Annotated in this window: 20 protein-coding genes; 12 read left to right on the forward strand and 8 right to left on the reverse strand. The window is 71.5% G+C overall.

The genetic code is table 11. The features are described 5' to 3' along the window. The first annotated feature begins 18 nt into the window (after positions 1-18). The 5 genes from ACYUED_RS43660 to ACYUED_RS43680 all read left to right on the forward strand — a co-directional run bounded on the left by ACYUED_RS43660 (position 19) and on the right by ACYUED_RS43680 (position 5,428). On the forward strand, positions 19-1,431 hold the full coding sequence (locus ACYUED_RS43660) for a BNR repeat-containing protein (RefSeq protein WP_491289928.1): 1,413 nt from the start codon (positions 19-21) through the stop codon (positions 1,429-1,431). Positions 1,432-1,510: 79 nt separating this feature from the next. Continuing rightward, positions 1,511-2,536 carry a LacI family DNA-binding transcriptional regulator gene (locus ACYUED_RS43665; protein ID WP_491289929.1) on the forward strand — a complete coding sequence of 342 codons (1,026 nt, stop codon included), beginning with the start codon at positions 1,511-1,513 and terminating at the stop codon, positions 2,534-2,536. Positions 2,537-2,635: 99 nt separating this feature from the next. Next, positions 2,636-3,946, forward strand: coding sequence for an alpha/beta fold hydrolase (locus tag ACYUED_RS43670; protein WP_491289930.1), 1,311 nt, complete (start codon positions 2,636-2,638; stop codon positions 3,944-3,946). A gap of 28 nt (positions 3,947-3,974) precedes the next feature. Further along, on the forward strand, positions 3,975-4,718 hold the full coding sequence (locus tag ACYUED_RS43675) for a PIG-L deacetylase family protein (protein WP_491289931.1): 744 nt from the start codon (positions 3,975-3,977) through the stop codon (positions 4,716-4,718). A 74-nt stretch (positions 4,719-4,792) separates the two neighbouring features. After that, positions 4,793-5,428, forward strand: coding sequence for an FxLYD domain-containing protein (locus tag ACYUED_RS43680; RefSeq protein ID WP_491289932.1), 636 nt, complete (start codon positions 4,793-4,795; stop codon positions 5,426-5,428). A gap of 35 nt (positions 5,429-5,463) precedes the next feature. Here ACYUED_RS43680 and ACYUED_RS43685 read toward each other — a convergent pair whose 3' ends face one another. After that, positions 5,464-5,664, reverse strand: a complete 201-nt coding sequence (locus tag ACYUED_RS43685) for a DUF5999 family protein (protein ID WP_266524268.1) — start codon at positions 5,662-5,664, stop codon at positions 5,464-5,466. Between the two features lie 193 nt (positions 5,665-5,857). Here ACYUED_RS43685 and ACYUED_RS43690 point away from each other — a divergent pair, with 193 nt between their 5' ends. Next, entirely contained in the window at positions 5,858-6,409 is a 552-nt protein-coding gene (locus ACYUED_RS43690) for a GIY-YIG nuclease family protein (RefSeq protein WP_491289933.1), read from the forward strand. Here the strand turns inward: ACYUED_RS43690 and ACYUED_RS43695 are convergent. Next, positions 6,315-7,055, reverse strand: a complete 741-nt coding sequence (locus ACYUED_RS43695) for a Clp protease N-terminal domain-containing protein (RefSeq protein WP_491289934.1) — start codon at positions 7,053-7,055, stop codon at positions 6,315-6,317. The genes ACYUED_RS43690 and ACYUED_RS43695 overlap by 95 nt on opposite strands. Before the next feature lie 49 nt (positions 7,056-7,104). Here ACYUED_RS43695 and ACYUED_RS43700 point away from each other — a divergent pair, with 49 nt between their 5' ends. Together ACYUED_RS43700 and ACYUED_RS43705 are read left to right on the forward strand one after the other, a co-directional pair. Then, positions 7,105-7,905, forward strand: a complete 801-nt coding sequence (locus tag ACYUED_RS43700; protein ID WP_491289935.1) for a phosphotransferase enzyme family protein — start codon at positions 7,105-7,107, stop codon at positions 7,903-7,905. A 63-nt stretch (positions 7,906-7,968) separates the two neighbouring features. Further along, the gene (locus tag ACYUED_RS43705) at positions 7,969-8,799 is read left to right on the forward strand and encodes a pentapeptide repeat-containing protein (protein ID WP_491289936.1); all 831 of its coding nucleotides are present in this window, start codon (positions 7,969-7,971) and stop codon (positions 8,797-8,799) included. Here the strand turns inward: ACYUED_RS43705 and ACYUED_RS43710 are convergent. Next, positions 8,761-10,317 carry a cytochrome P450 gene (locus ACYUED_RS43710; RefSeq protein WP_491289937.1) on the reverse strand — a complete coding sequence of 519 codons (1,557 nt, stop codon included), beginning with the start codon at positions 10,315-10,317 and terminating at the stop codon, positions 8,761-8,763. The two genes, ACYUED_RS43705 and ACYUED_RS43710, sit on opposite strands and share 39 nt — an antisense overlap. Before the next feature lie 118 nt (positions 10,318-10,435). On the opposite strand from ACYUED_RS43710, the gene ACYUED_RS43715 reads away from it, so the two are divergent. Both ACYUED_RS43715 and ACYUED_RS43720 read left to right on the forward strand, forming a co-directional pair. Beyond that, positions 10,436-11,044 carry a TetR/AcrR family transcriptional regulator gene (locus ACYUED_RS43715; protein WP_491289938.1) on the forward strand — a complete coding sequence of 203 codons (609 nt, stop codon included), beginning with the start codon at positions 10,436-10,438 and terminating at the stop codon, positions 11,042-11,044. 84 nt (positions 11,045-11,128) lie between these two features. Then, positions 11,129-11,854, forward strand: coding sequence for a DUF2470 domain-containing protein (locus ACYUED_RS43720; RefSeq protein ID WP_491289939.1), 726 nt, complete (start codon positions 11,129-11,131; stop codon positions 11,852-11,854). On the opposite strand, the gene ACYUED_RS43725 is transcribed toward ACYUED_RS43720, so the two are convergent. From ACYUED_RS43725 to ACYUED_RS43735, 3 genes are all read right to left on the reverse strand, one after another. Continuing rightward, positions 11,822-13,060, reverse strand: a complete 1,239-nt coding sequence (locus ACYUED_RS43725; RefSeq protein ID WP_491289940.1) for a lactonase family protein — start codon at positions 13,058-13,060, stop codon at positions 11,822-11,824. The genes ACYUED_RS43720 and ACYUED_RS43725 overlap by 33 nt on opposite strands. Positions 13,061-13,476: 416 nt before the next feature. Next, positions 13,477-14,523, reverse strand: coding sequence for a hypothetical protein (locus tag ACYUED_RS43730; RefSeq protein WP_491289941.1), 1,047 nt, complete (start codon positions 14,521-14,523; stop codon positions 13,477-13,479). 71 nt (positions 14,524-14,594) lie between these two features. Then, the gene (locus ACYUED_RS43735) at positions 14,595-15,866 is read right to left on the reverse strand and encodes an FUSC family protein (RefSeq protein ID WP_491289942.1); all 1,272 of its coding nucleotides are present in this window, start codon (positions 15,864-15,866) and stop codon (positions 14,595-14,597) included. A 121-nt stretch (positions 15,867-15,987) separates the two neighbouring features. On the opposite strand from ACYUED_RS43735, the gene ACYUED_RS43740 reads away from it, so the two are divergent. Then, a complete protein-coding gene (locus ACYUED_RS43740; protein ID WP_491289943.1) occupies positions 15,988-16,584 on the forward strand; it encodes a TIGR03086 family metal-binding protein in 597 nt (198 codons plus the stop codon). On the opposite strand, the gene ACYUED_RS43745 is transcribed toward ACYUED_RS43740, so the two are convergent. Then, positions 16,515-16,844, reverse strand: coding sequence for a hypothetical protein (locus ACYUED_RS43745; protein ID WP_491289944.1), 330 nt, complete (start codon positions 16,842-16,844; stop codon positions 16,515-16,517). The genes ACYUED_RS43740 and ACYUED_RS43745 overlap by 70 nt on opposite strands. A gap of 57 nt (positions 16,845-16,901) precedes the next feature. Here ACYUED_RS43745 and ACYUED_RS43750 point away from each other — a divergent pair, with 57 nt between their 5' ends. Beyond that, positions 16,902-17,804, forward strand: a complete 903-nt coding sequence (locus tag ACYUED_RS43750) for a DUF3626 domain-containing protein (RefSeq protein ID WP_491289945.1) — start codon at positions 16,902-16,904, stop codon at positions 17,802-17,804. Here ACYUED_RS43750 and ACYUED_RS43755 read toward each other — a convergent pair. Next, a complete protein-coding gene (locus tag ACYUED_RS43755; protein WP_491294715.1) occupies positions 17,756-18,334 on the reverse strand; it encodes a PAS domain-containing protein in 579 nt (192 codons plus the stop codon). The genes ACYUED_RS43750 and ACYUED_RS43755 overlap by 49 nt on opposite strands. Positions 18,335-18,471 lie beyond the last annotated feature (137 nt).

Consider the following 18,471-nt stretch of genomic DNA (forward strand, 5'->3'; position numbering starts at 1 on the left):
CCCTCCCCGGAGCCGCTCATGAGAAGACGCACCGTGTTCGCGACCGCCATACTGGCCGCTGTGGCAACACCGGGCATCGCACGGGCCGCAGTCCCCGGCCCGTCCGTCAGCAAGAAGAGCACCACCCGACTCGACTCCCAGGCCGTCTTCTTCGTCTCCTACGACGGCCTGGTCAACAACAACTCGTTCCAGAAGAACGGCCTGTTCACGTACAAGGGCCACCAGTACGCCGCCTGGTACACGTCGACGGGCAGGGCCGTGATCGCCCGCCGTGTCCTCGGCGGGTCGGGCTGGTCGACGGTCACGCTCTCCCACACCCTCAAGAGCAGCGACTCCCACAACGTCATCTCCATGGGCATCTCCAAGGTCGACGGCCGCCTGCACATCACCATGGACTCCCACAGCGACGGCTACTTCTACGTGAAGTCGATCGCCGGACTCCTGGACAACCCGGCGACCACGTCCTGGACGTCGTCGGTCTTCGGCTCCGTCCAGACCTCGCTCGACGGACTGGCGCTCACGACCCAGTTCACCTACCCCCAGTTCATCTCCACCCCCGAGGGCAGGCTGCAGCTCAGCTACCGGGTCGGAATCTCCGGCAACGGCCGCAACGCCCTTGCCGAGTACGACGGTTCGAGCTGGACGGCACTGGGGGAGTGGTCCAGCTCCACGGGGACGTACACCAGCACGCACGGTTCCTCGACCGCCCGCAACATGTACCTGCACGGCATCGACTACGACACGGGCGGCCGACTGCACTCCTTCTTCACCTGGCGCGAGCAGAACGCGGCCGTGATGTGCAACAGCGGCGGCATCACCAACCACGACACGGGCTACGTCCACTCGGCCGACCGCGGCCGCACCTGGCGCAACGACGCCGGCACCGTCGTGGGCACCACCGGAAGCTCCGACACGGTGGCCGTCACGGACAGCGGACTCGTCGTCGACTCGCTGAACCCGGACCACTCGCTGATGAACCAGGAGAGCCAGACCACCGACTCCTCGGGCCTCCCGCACGCGATCATCAGCTACGTGCCCGGCCGCTTCGGCCAGTGCACCACGAACTACGTCAGCGACCGCACCGCCAACGGCCGCGCGTTCCACCTCCGCAAGAACTCCGCGGGCACCTGGACCAAGACGGAGATCCCGATCGCGCTCAGCTCCAGCCAGCGCACCAAGCTGGTCCTGGACAAGTACGACAACGCCTACGCGATCCTCCCCTTCGGCCGGATCGCAGGGGCGTCCAAGTCCTCCGGCCACACCGACTGGACGCTGTTGTACGACGGCAGCGACCTGAACGCCTTCGGCGAGGTCGTGATCGACGAACTGCGGGTCGCGGCGGACAACGTGCTGTCGTTCATGTACCAGGAGAAGTCGAGCGGTACGACCCCCTCGGCGCTGCATGTCGCCGACTTCGCACTGCCCGGGTGACCGGGCCGGATACACCTGATGTTGACGGTAATGTGAAGACCTTCCGGCCGTCCCGCGCCCCCCTGGAGGTCCCTGCCTGATGTCCCAGTCGGTGGGTATCAAGGATGTCGCCCGCGCCGCCGGAGTCTCCGTCGGCACGGTGTCGAACGTGATCAACCGCCCGGACACGGTCGCCACGGAGACCCGGGCGCGGGTGCAGTCCGCGATAGACCGGCTCGGCTACGTCCGCAGCGAGTCCGCACGCCAGCTGCGCGCGGGCCGCAGCCGGATCATGGGGCTGCTCGTGCTGGACATGGGCAACCCCTTCTTCGTCGATGTGGCACGCGGCGCCGAGCGCGCCGCGCGCGACGCCGGCCTGGGTGTCATGGTCTGCAACAGCGCGCAGAGCGCGGGCGAGGAGGCCGACTATCTGTCGCTGTTCGCCGAGCAGAGGGTGCGGGGCGTGCTGCTGACGCCCGCCGACGCGACCGGCCGGAACATCGAGATGTTCCGGCGGCACAACATCCCCTTCGTCCTCGTCGACCGGGTCGCTGAGGGCACCACGGAGTGCTCGGTCTCCGTCGACGACGTGGCAGGCGGCGCGCTGGCCGTGCGCCATCTGGTCGATGCAGGGCACCGCACCATCGCCTACGTCAGCGGACCGCCGGGCTTCAACCAGGTGCGCGACCGCCGCACGGGCGCCCTGAACGCGCTCGCCGAGGCGGGCCTCGGCCCCGACGCCCTGCGCGAGCTGCCCACCGAGCGGCTCGACGTGGCCGCCGGCCGCGACGCCGGAGCCCGTCTCCTCGGCCTCGTGGACCGCCCCACCGCGGTCTTCTGTGCCAACGACCTCCTCGCGCTGGGCGTCCTGCAGGCCATGTTCGCGGCGGGCGTCGCCGTTCCCGACGACCTTGCCATCGTCGGCTACGACGACATCGAGTTCGCCGCCGCCGCGGCCGTGCCGCTGACCTCGGTCCGGCAGCCGGCCGTCACCATGGGAGCCCTGGCCGCCGAGCTCCTGCTGGAGGAGACGGACGCGGAGACCGGGACGAAGCGTCACGAACACCGGCGTGTCGTGCTCCAGCCGGAGCTGGTCGTACGGCGTTCGAGTCTGTCCGCCCGCTGATCGTCGGTTCAGTAGGTTTCATGATCCCAGGGGTCGGCCACCGGACGAACCTGTGATGAAGTGGGACGCGACCCGAAAACCGTCCGTCCCTGGAGACCTGTGACCGCCACGTACCGTCAGCCCGGCGTCGTCCTCACCGACCGTCGCTTCACCGTGCCCCTCGACCACGACGACCCGGCGGGGGAGACGATCGAGCTCTTTGCCCGTGAGGTCGTCGCGAGCGACAGGGCGGACAGGACCCAGCAGAACCTGCCGTGGCTGGTCTACCTCCAGGGCGGTCCCGGCTTCGGGGCGAACCGTTTCGTCGGCAAGTCGTCCTGGCTCGGCCGCGCCCTCAAGGAGTATCGCGTCCTGCTCCTCGACCAGCGCGGCGCCGGCCACTCCACCCCCGCCAACCGTCAGACCCTCCCGCTGCGCGGCGGCCCGGCGCAACAGGCCGCCTATCTAGCGCACTTCCGCGCCGACGCGATCGTCCGCGACTGCGAAGCGATCCGGCCACAGGTCACCGGCGGGGCCCCCTGGACCGCCCTCGGCCAGAGCTTCGGCGGCTTCTGCACGGTGAACTACCTCTCCAGCGCCCCCGAGGGCCTGACCGCCGCCGTGATCGCCGGCGGCCTGCCCTCCCTCGACGCCCACGCCGACGAGGTCTACCGCGCCGCCTATCCCCGTATCGAGCGCAAGGTCACCACGCACTACGCCCGCTACCCGCAGGACGTCGAACGCGCCCGCCGCATCGCCGACCACCTCCTCACCCACGAGGTGACCCTGCCGAACGGCTACCGCCTCACCGTCGAGGCCTGCCAATCCCTCGGCATCGTCCTCGGCGGCAGCGAGGGCAGCCACCGCCTGCACTACCTGCTGGAAGACGCCTTCGTCCGCGCTCCGCACGGCCCGGTCCTCTCCGACGCCTTCCAGGAGGAGGTCCAGGGCCTTCTGTCGTACGCGAGCCATCCGCTGTACGCCCTCGTCCACGAGGCGATCTACGGCCAGGACGAGCGCCCCACCGCCTGGGCGGCCGAACGAGTCCGCGCCGAGTTCCCCCAGTTCGACGCGGCCAAGACGCTCGCCGGTGACAGCCCGCTGCTGTTCACGGGCGAGTCGGTCCACCCCTGGATGTTCGACTGCGACCCGGCCCTGCGCCCCCTGCGCGAAACGGCTGAATTCCTCGCCGCCCGCACCGACTGGCCGCCCCTCTACGACCCCGCGCGCCTCGCCGCCAACGAGGTTCCCGTCGCGGCGGCCGTTTATCACGACGACATGTACGTCGACACGGCCCACGCTCTGGAGACGGCCCGCACCATCCGCGGCCTGCGCACCTGGGTGACCGACGAGTTCGAGCACGACGGTGTGCGGGCCGGCGGACCCCGGGTGCTGGACCGGCTGCTCGCCCTCGCCCGTGACGAGGCGTGATGTCACCGTCACGGGCTAGTCTGCGGTCATGACCGAGCCGCGGACCACCCAGCTCCAGCCCATGCCTGTCGACTGGCGGCGCGCCCTCGCCGTCGTCGCACACCCGGACGACCTGGAGTACGGCTGCTCGGCGGCCGTCGCCACCTGGACCGACGAGGGCCGAGAGGTCGCCTATGTGCTGGCGACGCGCGGCGAGGCGGGCATCGACACACTGGAGCCCGCCAAGTGCGCACCAGTGCGTGAGCGGGAACAGCGGGCGAGCGCGGCCGTGGTCGGGGTGTCGGAGGTGGAGTTCCTCGACCACAGGGACGGAGTCGTCGAGTACGGCCCCGCCCTGCGCCGGGACATCGCCGCCGCGATCCGCCGCTACCGGCCCGAGCTGGTCATCACCCTCAACCACCGGGACACCTGGGGTGGCGTCGCATGGAACACGCCGGACCACGTGGCCGTCGGGCGCGCCACGCTCGACGCGGCGGGTGACGCCGGCAACCGGTGGATCTTCCCCGAGCTCGTCGAGCAGGGCCTGGAACCCTGGAACGGCGTTCGCTGGGTCGCCATCGCCGGCTCCTCCTCGCCCACACACGCGGCGGACGCGTCGGCCGGCCTTGAGCGCGCGGTGCGCTCGCTGCTCGAACACCGCTCCTACATCGAGGCACTGACCGACGAGGACCCGGAGACGTACGTCCGCCGATTCCTCACCGCGAACGCCGAGCGGATGGCCGAGCAGTTCGGGGGCAGGCCGGCCGTGGCCTTCGAGGTGTTCAGCCGCTAGCACGACATGCCCCGCGGATTGTTCCGGCATAAGGTTCATTTCATTGCCCGGATGCCGTGAAAGGACATGGCCCGATGAACACGAGGCCTTCTCGCCGCACAGGCCGAGCGGTGCGGCCTCGGCCGGCCGTCGCCTCGCTGGCCCTCGCCGCGGCCATGGCGAGCACCCTCACTCTGGTGTCATGCAGCTCGGACGACGGCGGCGGCAGTTCCAGCACACCCTCCACCGGACGGCCCACCGCTCCGGACACGGCATCCTTTTCGGGTACGGCACCCTCGGCGCTGGCGTCGGCGGCCGCATCGGCGCGTGCCAGGGCCTCCGCGGCAGCGGCGTCGGCCTCCGCCGCCGCCTCGTCCTTCGAAGCCTCCGTGTCGGCCGAGGTGGAGCGCGCCAACAGGGCCGCCGAGAACGAACTGAAGAACGTCAAGGGGCAGGGCAACGCGATGTCCGACGTCTCCATGATCGGCAAGCCGCGCTCCCAGACCGGCGGACTGCTCGCCGTCCTGGTCACCATCACCAATCAGACCGACAAGAAGGCGTCCTACGCCGTCCAGGTCGACTTCGAGGACTCTTCCGGCAAGGTGGTGGAGACCCGGTACGTCGGCGCCGAGGACCTCGCCCCCGGCGAGAAGGCCCACCCGATCGCCATCAGCCGCAAGCCCCCCGAGCCCGTACTCACCCCGAACCTCGCCAAGGCGCAACGGTATTGACCCGGCGGCTCTTCGGGCCCGTCGGCGGCCGGGGATCAGGCGGCGACGGCCAGCGGGCCCAGGGCGCGGTGCGGGTTCACGACGCGACCGTCCGGCAGCAGTTCACCGGAGTCGTCGAACACGATCGTCCCGTTGCACAGCAGGCTCCAGCCCTGTTCGGGGTGGGCCGACACGATCACTGCCAGATGGTGTTCCGGGCTGTCTGCGGTGGGGCACGAAGGCCGGTGACTGCACATGATCTGTCTCCTCGATCCGTCCGGGCTCCCGCCTTAAGTGGGGCTTGTATCTGTGGTACCCGAGCTTGTTTTCCGTTGAATGAGCAGACCCCCACACGGCCGGAAACTCATCGGTGAGGTTTGGTTCCGTGGCCGTAGATGTCAGACCCGCGTGGGAGCGTGAGGACAGGGACGAGCAAAGGGGGGCGGCGACATGGGCGACGTCGACGCGCAGTTCCTGCGCGGCCTGTTCGACGAGGAGGGCAGCCTGTACACCCGGGGCCGGACGGCGCTGTACCGGCTGCACGGTATCGAGGGGCTTCTCTACGTCGGGATCTCGGTCTCGCCCCTGACGCGCGTGCGGACGCATCTGCGGGAGCAGCCGTGGGGGCCCAGCGTCATCGCGATACGGATCGACTATCCGGATGACCCCGAGGCCGCCGAACGGGAGGCCGTCTTCACCGAGCGCCCCAAGTACAACGTGGTCTTCAACGGCCGCAACCCATCCCCGCCCCCGGACCCCGCCTCCCGGCTCCGGACCGAACTCGCCGTGGAACGGCGGCGATTGGAGCAGTTCGAGGCCGCGGTCCCCGTGTCGCCGACCCATCTGCGCCTCATCGAGCGCGGGATCAGGGCGAAGCGGGCCAGGATCGCGAAGCTGACCGAGGAGGTCAGGGGGGTCGAGGCGCTGCCCGCGCGGACGGCTGAACCGGACCTGGATCCGGATCCGGGCGCGCCGCGCCCAGTTCCGCGCCGCTCTCCCTGAGTACCGCTGCCGCGACTCCGCGACCCACCTGCGCGAGGCCGATGAGCAGGTCGGCGCAGTCGATGAGCTCGGAGCCGGTCTGCGCGGCGCGCGCCTCGGCGAGCGCGATCGCCTTGCGGGAGTAGGGAGTCCACGCGATCCGCTCGGCCGCCCGGGAGGCGCCCATGCCGAACCGGTCGCCGACGGCGCGGTGCACGGCATCGGGCGAGACACCCGATGCCCGCAGCAGACGGGTGGCGCTGTTGTCCCGCACGGTCAGCCCCCACAACAGGTGCTCCGTGCCGATGTAGTTGTTGTGGTGTCGCACGGCGGCCTCCTTGACGTGGGCCATGGCCTGCCGCAGGTCCTCGGTCATCGTCTCGGGGGCGTAGCGCTTGTGGGGTGCCTGGAAGCGCTGCTGCACCGCCTGCCGGGTCACGCCCAGAGCGGCACCGACGTCCGTCCACGAGGAGCCGTGCATCCGGCAGTGCTCGACGTAGTCCTCGACCAGATCGTCGGCCAGGGCCTGGAGGCGTCCCGATATCCGGGAGGCGACGGTCAACAGGGCCAGCCAGTCGGGCTGTTCATCCTCGCCGCCGGGGCGGTGGGCGGTGGCACAGGTGCGGTCCACTTCGGCGATGAGTTCATCCAGATCGGGAAGCGTCATGAGGCAAGTGCACGTTGACAAAATGGATTTGTCAACGTGCACTTGCCTCATGGGAGTTGAGAAGAACCCGGCACACGAGGAGGAGCAGCCGCTGTCGGGTGGCAACGTCAGTGCCGGCGTCGTCCGCGTCGGCGACACGGTCCGGCGGCCCGCGGGTCCCTGGACACCGGCGGTGCACGCGCTGCTCACCCATCTGCACGAGGCCGGCTTCCGTGCCGCCCCCCGCCCTCTGGGGATCGACGAGCAGGGCCGCGAGGTGCTGACCTTCATGCCGGGCGAGGTGATCTGGCCGGACCGGTTCGCCGTGGTGGAACCCCGAAAGCAGCTGGCCCGAGTGGCCCGTCTGGTCCGGGATCTCCACGATGCCGTACGGGACTTCACTCCGCCGTCGGACGCGTGCTGGCAGGTGCTCGTTCCCGCGGAGGGAGCCGACATCATCGCCCATCAGGACCTGGCGCCGTGGAACCTCGTGGTCGCGGAGGGGGACGAGTTGTCCCTGATCGACTGGGACACCGCTGCCCCCGGCTCCCGCCTGTGGGACGTCGCCTACGCCATCCGCGGCTTCGTGCCGCTGTCCGCGCACCCCGACTGGCAGTGCCCCGACGCCGCTGACCGGTTGCGCGTCTTCGCGGACGCGTACGGGTTGGACGAGACCGAGCGCCGTGCCCTCGTGCCGATGCTGGGCCGTCGCACCCGCGCCATGCACGACTTCCTGCGCGACCGGTCCGCCCTGGGCGTTCAGCCCTGGTCGACCCTGTGGGCCCAGGGCCACGGCGACGCCTGGCGAGGTGACGCCGAGTACATCGAGCAGCGGGAAGACCAGTGGGAGCGGGCCCTCCTCTCGGCCTGAACACGGTACGCCGGTGATCCCCGCAGGACAGGCGGTCTGCCGTACCTCGATAGGCTGGGCCGCATGCCAGATCACATAGCCGACCGTGCCGGCCTGCGCGGCGACTGCGAGAGCTGCTTCGGGCTGTGCTGTGTCGCCCTGCCCTTCCAGGCCTCCGCCGACTTCGCGATCGACAAGCAGGCCGGCAAGCCCTGCCCGAACCTGCGGGAGGACCACCGCTGCGGCATCCACGCCCGCCTGCGGGACAAGGGCTTCACCGGCTGCACGGTCTACGACTGCTTCGGCGCGGGACAGAAGGTCTCGCAGGTCACCTTCGGCGGGCAGGACTGGCGCATGGGCCCGGCGCAGGACGCCCGGCGCATGTTCGACGTCTTCCCGGTCGTACGGCAGCTGCACGAACTGCTCTGGTATCTCACCGAGGCACTCGCCCTGTCCCCGGCCCGCCCGGTCCACGACGATCTGCGCCGCGCCCTGGAGAAGACCGAGGACATCACCCGTGGAACTCATGAACAGCTGGCCGCGCTGGACGTGCGCGCGCACCGTCAGGAGGTCAACGTGCTCCTGCTGAAGACCAGCGAGCTGGTGCGGTCGGGCACCCGCGGCCGCAGGAAGGACCGCCGCGGTGCCGATCTGATGGGCGCCCGCCTCAAGGGAGCCGACCTGCGCGGTGCGAACCTGCGCGGCGCCTATCTCATAGCCGCCGACCTGACCGGCGCCGACCTGCGCGACGCGGACATGATCGGTGCGGACCTGCGCGACGCCGATCTCACCGATGCCGACCTGACCGGCGCCTTCTTCCTCACCCAGCCCCAGCTCAACGCCGCCCGCGGCAGTGCTGGCACCCGGCTGCCGGACTCATTCACCCGCCCGTTGCACTGGACAGCGCGGACCTGAGGGAGCCTCGTCGACGGTCGCCGCGGGGGCGGCCACGCCGTCGGCGCCGGCCGGGACCGGGCGCCGCTCCAGGTGCAGCCGCAGTCCCTCGGGCATCAGCGTGAGCCGCTCGGTGACCCGCAGGCGGTAGTCCGGATCGGGCCGCAGATCGTAGCGGCGCAACAGCAGTCCCAGCACCAGCGTGGCCTCGTGCAGGGCGAACTGCCGTCCGATGCACGCCCGCGCCCCCGTCCCGAACGGCTTGAAGGTGTGCGGCGCGCGGGCCCGTACGGCCTTCGGATCGAAGCGGTCCGGGTCGAACCGCTCGGCGTCGCTGCCCCACACCTCGGGGTCGCGGTGCAGCATCATCGTCAGGACCAGCGCCCACGCACCGCGCTTCATCGGATGGTCCCCGGCCAGCACGGTGTCCTCGCGGGCCTCCCGCGCGAAGGCCGGCGCCGTCGGCCACAGCCGCAGCGACTCGTCCAGGACCCGGCGCACGTACCGCAGCTTGGCCACCTGGTCGTAGCCGGGCACCGCGGTGTCGCCCCAGACGGCGTCCACCTCGGCCCTGGCACGGGCGGCGATCTCGGGATGCCGGGAGAGGTAGTGCAGGGCGAAGGAGAGCGCGCCCGAGGTCGTCTCGTGCCCGGCCACCAGGAAGGTGATGACCTGGCGGCGCACGTTCTCGGCCGACAGCCGCTCCCCGGTCCGCGGGTGGGTGGTCTCCAGCATCCGGTCCAGCAGATCCCCGTCCCCGCCCCCGTCCGCGGCCCGGCGCGCCAGGACCAGGTCGTCGACCGTGCGGTTGAGACAGGTCATGTCGGCCTCGTTGCGGCGAGAGGCCCGGCGCAGCAGATACGGGGCCAGCGGCGACGGCACCGTGTTCAGGCGCTGGGCGTACGACAGGGTGCCCACCATCGCGGACACGAACGGATGCGGCCGGGAGCGCTCGAAGGAACCGAAGTCGTGCCCGAATCCGGTGCGCGCGATCGTCTCCAGCGTCAGCTTGGTCATGTCGCCGGGCACGTCCACCGCCCGGCCCGCACTCAGCTCGCGGTCCCAGTGGTCGGTGAGCCGCTCGGCCACCGCCAGCATCATCGGGTGGTAGCCCTCCATGGCCTCCCGGCTGAAACCCGGGGCCAGGACGTCGTGCGCCAGCTGCCAGTTGGGCTCGTGGTTGTACGCCGTGAACAGCGCGTCCCCGACGACCGGCCGCAGATTGGCGACCCCGAGACCGACGTGCTTGGCGAAGCGCGACTCGTCCGCCAGGTCGGCCGCCGGCCCGGCGCCCCACACGAACACGAACTCCTTGCCGAACGCCTTGCGCCGGAAGACCGGCCCCAGCTGCAGGGCGTGGCGCATGGAGTCCTGGACGGGAGTGCGCCGGTCGGCACCGATCACATCGCCGAGGAGGGGGAGCCGGTGCGGGGGATGCGGGATGCGGTGCAGCTCGGGCCAGCCCAGCTCGGCGCCCCGGAAGCCTTTGGGAAGCGCGGCCTCCGTCGCCGGTCCGGCCCCTGACGTCGTCTGCGCCATGACGCGATCTCCCTTGAATCAGCGGCAGGTTGAGCTGTCGTACAGCTGTTGTACGTGGGTTCAATAGCGATCCCCAGTCTGGTCCCGTCGTTGAACCGACGTCAAGTAAAGTGCTGGGATGGCCGCGAACCAGGGCGGGCGCACACGGCGTCGGCTCAGCACCGAGGAGCGCAGGGAGCAGTTGCTGTCGGTGGGGGCCCGGCTGTTCTCGGAGAGTCCCTACGACGAGGTGTGGATCGAGCAGGTCGCCGAGATCGCCGGTGTCTCACGCGGGCTGCTGTACCACTACTTCCCGACCAAGCGGGACTTCTTCGCGGCGGTCGTAGAGCGCGAGAGCGGGCGGATGCTGCGAATGACGGCGGCTGTGCCCGGGGTCCCGGCGCGGGAGCAACTGGCCGCCGGTCTCGACACCTTCCTGGAGTACGTCCACGCCCACGCGCACGGCTTCCGCGCCTTCCACCGCGCGGACGCGGCGGGGGACCAGGCCGTCCGCAGGGTCTACCAGTTGGCGGTGGCCGCGCAGGAACGACAGATCCTGGCGACCCTCGCCGCCGATCCCGAACTGGGCCTTCTCGCACAGCAGCGCCCCGACCTCCGGCTGGCCGTCCGCGGCTGGCTGGCCTTCACCACGGCCGTCTGTCTGGAGTGGCTGCGGGGTTCGGACCTGACCCGGGAGCAGGTGCGCGATCTGTGCGCCCGGACGCTGCTGGGTGCCATCGCGCCCTGAGGCGTGCTTGTTTCCGCGACCCCATGGTTGGCGTCCACCCCGATCTTCGGTAGGTTAGGCAAGGCTTACCTAAGGAGGTTTGGGATGGGTGACAGCCCCAGCGGGACGGTCGTGCCTGCCGCGGCCGAACGGGCCCGCTCGGTGCTCGCCGCCGCATGGTCCTGCGCGGTGACCGGGGACGGCGGCCGCGAGGAGTTCGTCGGTGCGCACAGCGTGGACGAGGAGGGCCGGGTTCTGTTGCGCGTGCCCGAGGACAGCGCCCTGCTCGCGGCCGCGATCTGTGCGCCCCGCGGAGAGCCGCACGCCGTGCTGGAGTTCGCCGACGTGGCACCCGTCCCGGTTCGGAGCCGGATCCGGGCCCGGTTGTGGCTGGCGGGGTACTTCATCCCTGAGGAGGGCCATCTGGCGTTGCGGGCCACCAGGATCGTGCTGTGGCAGTCGTCCGGCGCGGTGGTCGTCGACCTCGACGAGTTCGCCGCGGCCGAGCCCGACCCGCTGGCCCTCGCCGAGGCCCATCTGCTGACCCATCTCGCCGACTGCCACGCCGACGCCGTCGAACGACTCACCCGGCTCGTCGACCATGCCGGCCTGCACGGCGCGGTCCGCGTCCAGCCCCTCGCCGTCGACCGGCACGGACTGACGCTGCGCATCGAGCGCAACCGCGCCCACGGCGACGTACGACTGCCGTTCCACGCTCCCGCCGACGACGTCGGCCGGCTCACCGAGCGCATGCACGTCCTGCTCGCGCAGGCCGGCGCCGCTTCCTGTCCGCGCGCCCTACAGCGGCAGCGCGCAGACGGCGACGGGTGAGGCGAACGGCTTGCCCGCGAGCCGCAGTTCACCACTCTTGCCGTCCACGTGGAAGACGCTGACAGTGCCGGACTTCTGGTTCGCCGCGAACAGCAGCGTGCCGTCCGGCGAGAAGGCGATCTGGCGGGGGAAGTCGCCGGACACCGGCACCGTGTCGAGCAGCCGAAGTTTCGCGCCGTCCGCCTCGACGGCGTAGCGGGCGAGGCTGTTGTGGCCGCGGTTGGCGAGATAGGCGTAGGAGCCGTTCGCCGTCACCAGGATCTGCGCCGGGTAGTTGGTGCCCGAGCCGGAGCCCGTCGACTGCGGCTCGCCGATCGTCAGACGGCCGGTGGAGGCCTCGTACGCGCAGACCGCGACCGTGTCGTCCACCTCGTTGGCCAGATAGGCGTGCCGGCCGCCGGGGTGGAACGTGAGGTGGCGCGGGCCGGCGCCCGGCCGGGTGTGCGCCTGCGCGACCTCGGTGAGGGTGCCACGGCGCTCGTCGAGCCGGTACGTGTAGACGGTGTCCGTGCCCAGGTCCACGGCGAGCACATGGCCGCCGTCCGGGCTGGTGATGAACTGGTGGGCGTGCGGCCCCTGTTGACCGGGGCCGGGCGACGGAGTCGAGTGCGTCACCACGTCCGTGCGCTCGCCCGGCGCGCCCGAGCCGTCGATCGGATGCACGGCCACACTGCCCGACGTGTAGTTGGCGCTCAGCAGCCAGCGGCCGCTCGGATGCACGGAGAGATGGCAGGGACCCGCCCCTCCGGTGCTGCGGGCGCCCAGAATCCTGCGGTCGGCGAGACGTACGCCGGTCACGGCGCCGTTGTCCTGCTCGTTCACCGCGTACACCGTGCCGCCGTTCGGATGGATAGCGAGGTACGACGGGTTGGCTACGCCGGTGAGGGTGCCGGTGCCGGTGACACGTCCGGTCGCTGAGTCGTAGGTGGCGAGGCCGATGCCCGTGCCGCCGCCCTCGACGGTGGTGTAGGTGCCGAGGTAGAGCGGGCGGGGCCCGGAGGAAGGCTTCGCCGACGGGCGGGGTGCGGACCGCCCGGCGGACGGTTGTCCGGTATCGGCCGCCGCGAGCTCGGGGGCCGTGGGAGCGGACGCGGACCTGGGTGGCGCGGGTGCCGGCAGTGCCGTCACCGCGGCCGCTCCCGCGAGCGTGCCGACGAAGCGGCGCCTGCTCAGGCCGCCGCCCGTCGCGCCTGCCCCACTGCCCATGTCCGCACCTCCGGTAGTCGCTCGCCGCGCTCGTGACAAGCCACCATGACGCGCGCCGCCGCTCCACGCAAGACCGGCAACGGGCGTTGCGCAGGGTGCAATGGGTGACCACCCCGCCCACCCCGCCCACCGAGACCAGGACCGGCACCACGACGAGGGCGAGCGGACCGGGCATCGCGGATGCCCGAGGAGCCCTCGTCGCTGACCGGCCTGGCGGCGGTGGCGGAGAGGGAGATCCGGGCCAGGCCTGGCGCGACTGCCGAGCAACGTGGCCGACGGCCGGTCAGCCGGGTGCGCTCGACGGCCGCTCAGCCCGACGTGCTCGGAGGCGTTGTTCGGGGTCTCGGCTTGCCGGCCGTCGTCCTCGAACGGTTACCAGCGTCCGTCCGCCGGTTTGCAGCCGTCGTCGCGGCCGGTTACCAGTCGCCGTCCTCGACCGCCTTGCCCGGCGCGTCCTTCAGCGGCTTCACCTGGTGGGGCGCGGGATTCTGCCACGGTTCGTGGTCGTCGCCGAGCCAGTCGCCGACCGGCTGTACGCCCTCCAGTGCCTCCGTGGGCGCGAGGTCCTCGGCCTCCTGGTCGAAGTAGTCGTACCAGGGCAGTCCGGCCCGGGTGTACGCCGCGCGGTCCACGGGCGACGGAGGGGGAGCCTCGCCGGTGATGCGGCGCCACTCCGGAGGCGTCACCAGGTGCACGAAGACCCGCCCGGCCGGCTGCTCGGCCCAGTCCTTGAGTGGCCGGTCGTCCCGGTAGACCTCCTGGCGCATCGAACCGCCGACACCGAGACCCATGGCCGCCGCGGGCCGCGGACGACCCGCAGGAGCGGCCCCTGGCGCCGGCCCCGGCGCGGGCGCCGCCATCGGCATCGCCGCGCCGTAGCCCCCGCCCGTGAAGCTCATCCGCTGCAGTTCCGAGCGGCGCCGTTCCTCCTCCCGCCACTCGGCCAGCCTCGGCTCGACGAGTGGGAAGGACTGCAGCTGTACGCCGCCCCAGGTCTCCTCGCCGGTGACCTGGCCCTCGACGGTCGCCCCCAGGCCCAGCGGCACCGCCACGAACTGGCGGACCGTGCCCTTTCCCGAGTTGATTCCGTCGAGCCAGGGCTGGCGTGGCAGTACGAGGTAGTTCTGAGGCTCACGGGAGAGGCGGTCGCTCCACTTCCGGCCCGAGACCGCGCACACCTTGCCCACGCCGACCTGCAGCGCGGCCGGTTCCGCCGTGCCCGCGAAGCTCAGCCACATCGCCTCGCGCAGATACACCGGCAGCATCACACCGCCCCGCGCACGCCATTGCTCGGGCACCGTGTCCGGGTAGTCGGTGACCCGGCGGACCGGGAACTCGCCCAGACCCGGCGGCAGCGGATGCGTCCCCGTCTCGGGCAGCCGCAGTGTACGCACGAACCGCACCGCCACCCCGCCCGGCAACCGCAGTGTGTTCCCGTCGATCCGCACAGTCGAGTCGGTCATCCCCGCCCCCTTCATCCCAGCCCGCCCCTTCGCCTCCGGTGCCGGAAACGTACGCCGCCCCGGCCCCCTCGTCACTTGGAACGACGGGCGGCGTCGCCGCGGTTCCGGCGCAGCACGTCCGGGACGCGCAACCGTTCGGAGTCGCGCAGCCCCTCCCGCAGCCTGGTCAGCCGCGGCATGCGCTCGCGCTGCTCGCGGGACGTGCGGTCCAGCTCCTCGAAGAGGCGCCGCGAGCGGTGCTCGGTGTCCATCTCGTCGAGGATGCGGTTGACCTCGGTCAGCACGGCCCCGTACAGCTGCCAGGTACGGGCGTCCCGCTGTACGTCCTCCAGGAGCAGCTGAGCCAGTTTGTCGCGGGTGGCCGCGGCCTGCCGCAGCTCGGCCGCCAGCCGGGACTCCGCGGACTCGGCGCTCGCACTGACATGGCTGGTGACCAGCACCGCGAAGCTGACCACGGCGTCGGCGATCTCGGAAAGCAACCGTTCCACGGCGGCACCCGTCTCGGGCGCGAACAGCCGCTCGGGCTCACGTTCCTTGGCGAGGTCGGTGAAGGTCCGCGCCAGCACCCGCAGCACGACCGTGCAGATCTCCAGCGTGTCCAGCCCCGTACGCAGCACCACCCGGTGCAGCAGGCCCTCACTCACGCGGGGATTGAGCCGAAGGCTGTCCTCGGCCTGTCTGAGCGCCGCGTCCACCTCGACGATGTCGTGGTCGAGCCTGCGTGCCTCGTGCAGCCGCTCCGTCGCCCGCTCGACCGGCGTGCGGCCTGCCGCCTCCTCGCCCATGCGCAGCATCAGCTGCCGCACCCGGCGGGCCAGCCCCTCGATCGACTCGCCCGCCTCGTCCACCCAGACGGGCGGCGCGAGCAGCAGATTGCAGCCGAACCCGACGACCGCGCCGATCAGCGTCTCCACGATCCGCGCCCAGGCCGTGTCCCCGACGGTCGTGACCCCGAGCACCAGCATCGCGCTGATCGCCACCTCGGGCACGTACTCGTTGACCCGCACCAGACGCCCGACCACCAGCGAGGCCACGATCAGCAGGGCCAGACTCCACCAGGTCAGACCGACCAGCATGCTGAAGGCGATGGCGACCAGGACGCCCGCCACCACGGCGTTCACCCGCCGGATCCCGTTGGTGAGCGTGGCGTACAGCGTGACCTGGACGACCAGCAGAGCGGTCAGCGGCGCGGTGAGCGGCGCGGATTCGGGGCTGAGGCGCAGCGCGACGACGTAGGCCACCGTCGCGGCGACCGCCGACCGCAGTGTCTGTACGACCACCGGGTCCCGGCGTCGTTTCACCTGGAGCGCCAGGGACGCCGTCCACTCACTTATCACTCGCATGCGCGGGGCGTACTCCTTCCAGGACGCGGCCGGTGTGGCCCGAACTGCCATTGAGGACCGTAACTGTCCGCAAGGAAGCCTAGATTGTTGGTGTGGGTCAAAGGGTGACAGGAGAGGAACAATGATGGAGAACTCCCAGGGCATCGAGGTTCTCACGCGTGCGCACCACTATCTCGCCGAGGTGGTCGCCGCGGTGCCGCACGGGGCGTGGGGAGCGCCGACGCCGTGCAGCGCGTGGACGGTCCGGCAGGTCCTCAACCACGCCCGGATCGACCAGCAGGGCTACGGGTTCGCGATCACCGGCGGCCGCCCGGACTCCGACCCCTTCCACCCGGACGACGCCCTCGACGGGGATCCGGTGGCGGAGCTCGACAAGGTGCTGCGCACGGTGGCGGACGCGTATACCGGCCTGCCCGCCGACGCCGAGCAGGTGCCGACGCCGCTCGGCCCGCTGCCCCTGCCGTTCGCCGCCGCGGCAGCCGCCATGGACGCGGCCGTGCACGCCTGGGACATCGCGGTCGCGACCGGCCAGGACCGACCGCTGTCCGGGGAACTGGCCGAGGGGATCTGGCCGGTGGCGGAGCGGCTCGTCGACCATCTCCGCGACTCCTACCGGGTGTTCGCGCCCGCGCTGGAGCCGGCACAGGGCTACGACAGGGCCGAGGCGTTGCTCGCCTTCCTGGGCCGCGACCCGCACTGGACCCCGGCGGGCGTCTGACGCCCGTGGCGCAGGGCGACGGTGACGACGGTCTGCAGACACAGCCCGATCAACCCGTTCGCCACCGCCGAGAACTGGCTGACGGCGAAGCCGAAGAGCTGCCCGGCCGCCACGTCCCGGCCGAACTCGCTCCCGTTCAGGACGTCCTGATGCATCGTCACCGGGTGGTGGCCGCCCGGCTCCGTGACCGGTAGGTTCGGGCCGGCGACAAAGGAGTTGCGGAGGCGCTGCCCGGTGAGCGATCTCCTGGGGGAGGTCACGAGGTCCTTCAGGGGCCCGCGCCCGCCGGACACCAAGAATCCCGTGGAGGGAAGCCAGTGGATTTCGTAAACGCCCGGACGCCCTGGGCACGGGCGGCGCTGCGTCACGTCGCCGCCCGCTCCACGGGCCCGGCCGTCGGCCAGGACCTTCGGATCACGCTGAACTTCCATCCCGACCGGCTCATCGGCGGGCTGCCCATCCTCCGGGCACTGGCCCAGGACGGTGCCTACCACTCCCAGTTCGTCACCGGCACCAGCAACGGCGGCCTCACCGCACACCCCGGCGGCGATCGCCATCGCTGGGAGACCCGGATCTTCGGCGGTGCCTACGACGCCGCGGACCCGCACGACCGGCCCGTGTACGGCGCGCTGAACTTCCGGCGCCAAGTGGTCGGCGCGGCACCGAGGTTCGGCTCGTCGCACTTCAGGCTCGGCGCGGACGCCGTGGCCCGCGCCACCTTCTGCTATCCGGACAGTGCGGCCGAGCCGACCGACTTCGGGGTCGCCGCGGGCATGTCGCTCATCGCCCTCGCCGAGGCCGACGAGCAGGACGCCCTCAACGACTACGTCGAGGCCCAGGTCCACGGGGGCGTCCTCCTCGCCGCGCACGTGGAGGCGCTCGTCCTGGACGAGAGCTACCGCGGGTCATCGGTCGAGGCCGCCGCCCGTCTCCTGCCCTGCGCCGTCGAGTGGCACCCCGGCTACCGGCTCACCGTGCCGCAGCTGCGGCGCCACGCGGACTACCGGGGCCAGGAGTACGTGGAGCTGGGCGCCCGGATCGCCGAGGACGGCCACCTGGACCCGCGGATCATCGGAGACGCGGTCCGCACCGGCCGGCACGCGCCGCAGGACCTGAAGATGGTGTGGCACACGCTCGCCCGCTTCGGCGCACCCGAGGGAGCGGGCACCGCCTACCTGCCGGGCGGCCACACTCCGGATGTGAGAACTCCGAGCGCGTAGGCCCGGGCGACCAGTTCGGTACGGTTCGACGCGCCCCAGCGTGCCGACAGCCGCCGCAGGTGATAGGTGACTCCGTCCGTGCTGAGGCCGGTCTCCTTGGCGGTCCTGGCCGTGGTGGCACCGGCGGCGAGCAGCGCCAGGATGCGGGCCTCCACCGGTGCGACGGGCGCGGACGCGTCCGGGAGTGGCTCGTCGCGTTCGCCCTGCACCCGCAGCATCACCAGCAGGGCGGGCGTGTCCTCCACGGTGTCGCTCACCGGATCGGCCGTCAGCTCCCCGAACCGCTCGGTGCCGCCCGGCGCCTCCCACCGCACCGACACCTCGTACCGCGACCGGTGTCGCAGCCGCAGCGCCTGCGCGATCCGCTCCACCTGCGTCGTCTCCTGCGGCCGGAACAACTCCAGCACGGCACGGCCGCGCAGCCGCCCCGGGGCCGTACCGCACTCGGCCGCCATCGCGGGATCGGCGAGCAGGACGACTCCGTGCGCATCGCACACGGCGACGGGCACGGCGACCCGGTCGAAGAGCATGAGGGCGCGATTGCGCGACACCACGGCCTCCCGGCTGGCCTCTTCCACCCACCCCTCCTGCCACCCCGCGCGAGGGGAGCTCACTGCGTGCACCACACAATCATGCGGCGCGGGCCGGGGGTGAATTCCCGGGCGGC

The sequence above is a fragment of the Streptomyces sp. DF42 genome (assembly GCF_058267695.1).

Bases quoted from the DNA above. Each gene is read 5' to 3' on its own strand.
- ACYUED_RS43660 (WP_491289928.1), top strand. From the start codon at position 19: ATGAGAAGACGCACCGTGTTCGCGACCGCCATACTGGCCGCTGTGGCA.
- ACYUED_RS43665 (WP_491289929.1), top strand. From the start codon at position 1,511: ATGTCCCAGTCGGTGGGTATCAAGGATGTCGCCCGCGCCGCCGGAGTC.
- ACYUED_RS43675 (WP_491289931.1), top strand. From the start codon at position 3,975: ATGACCGAGCCGCGGACCACCCAGCTCCAGCCCATGCCTGTCGACTGG.
- ACYUED_RS43680 (WP_491289932.1), top strand. From the start codon at position 4,793: ATGAACACGAGGCCTTCTCGCCGCACAGGCCGAGCGGTGCGGCCTCGG.
- ACYUED_RS43685 (WP_266524268.1), bottom strand. From the start codon at position 5,664: ATGTGCAGTCACCGGCCTTCGTGCCCCACCGCAGACAGCCCGGAACAC.
- ACYUED_RS43690 (WP_491289933.1), top strand. From the start codon at position 5,858: ATGGGCGACGTCGACGCGCAGTTCCTGCGCGGCCTGTTCGACGAGGAG.
- ACYUED_RS43695 (WP_491289934.1), bottom strand. From the start codon at position 7,055: ATGACGCTTCCCGATCTGGATGAACTCATCGCCGAAGTGGACCGCACC.
- ACYUED_RS43700 (WP_491289935.1), top strand. From the start codon at position 7,105: ATGGGAGTTGAGAAGAACCCGGCACACGAGGAGGAGCAGCCGCTGTCG.
- ACYUED_RS43705 (WP_491289936.1), top strand. From the start codon at position 7,969: ATGCCAGATCACATAGCCGACCGTGCCGGCCTGCGCGGCGACTGCGAG.
- ACYUED_RS43710 (WP_491289937.1), bottom strand. From the start codon at position 10,317: ATGGCGCAGACGACGTCAGGGGCCGGACCGGCGACGGAGGCCGCGCTT.
- ACYUED_RS43715 (WP_491289938.1), top strand. From the start codon at position 10,436: ATGGCCGCGAACCAGGGCGGGCGCACACGGCGTCGGCTCAGCACCGAG.
- ACYUED_RS43720 (WP_491289939.1), top strand. From the start codon at position 11,129: ATGGGTGACAGCCCCAGCGGGACGGTCGTGCCTGCCGCGGCCGAACGG.
- ACYUED_RS43725 (WP_491289940.1), bottom strand. From the start codon at position 13,060: ATGGGCAGTGGGGCAGGCGCGACGGGCGGCGGCCTGAGCAGGCGCCGC.
- ACYUED_RS43730 (WP_491289941.1), bottom strand. From the start codon at position 14,523: ATGACCGACTCGACTGTGCGGATCGACGGGAACACACTGCGGTTGCCG.
- ACYUED_RS43735 (WP_491289942.1), bottom strand. From the start codon at position 15,866: ATGCGAGTGATAAGTGAGTGGACGGCGTCCCTGGCGCTCCAGGTGAAA.
- ACYUED_RS43740 (WP_491289943.1), top strand. From the start codon at position 15,988: ATGATGGAGAACTCCCAGGGCATCGAGGTTCTCACGCGTGCGCACCAC.
- ACYUED_RS43755 (WP_491294715.1), bottom strand. From the start codon at position 18,334: ATGCTCTTCGACCGGGTCGCCGTGCCCGTCGCCGTGTGCGATGCGCAC.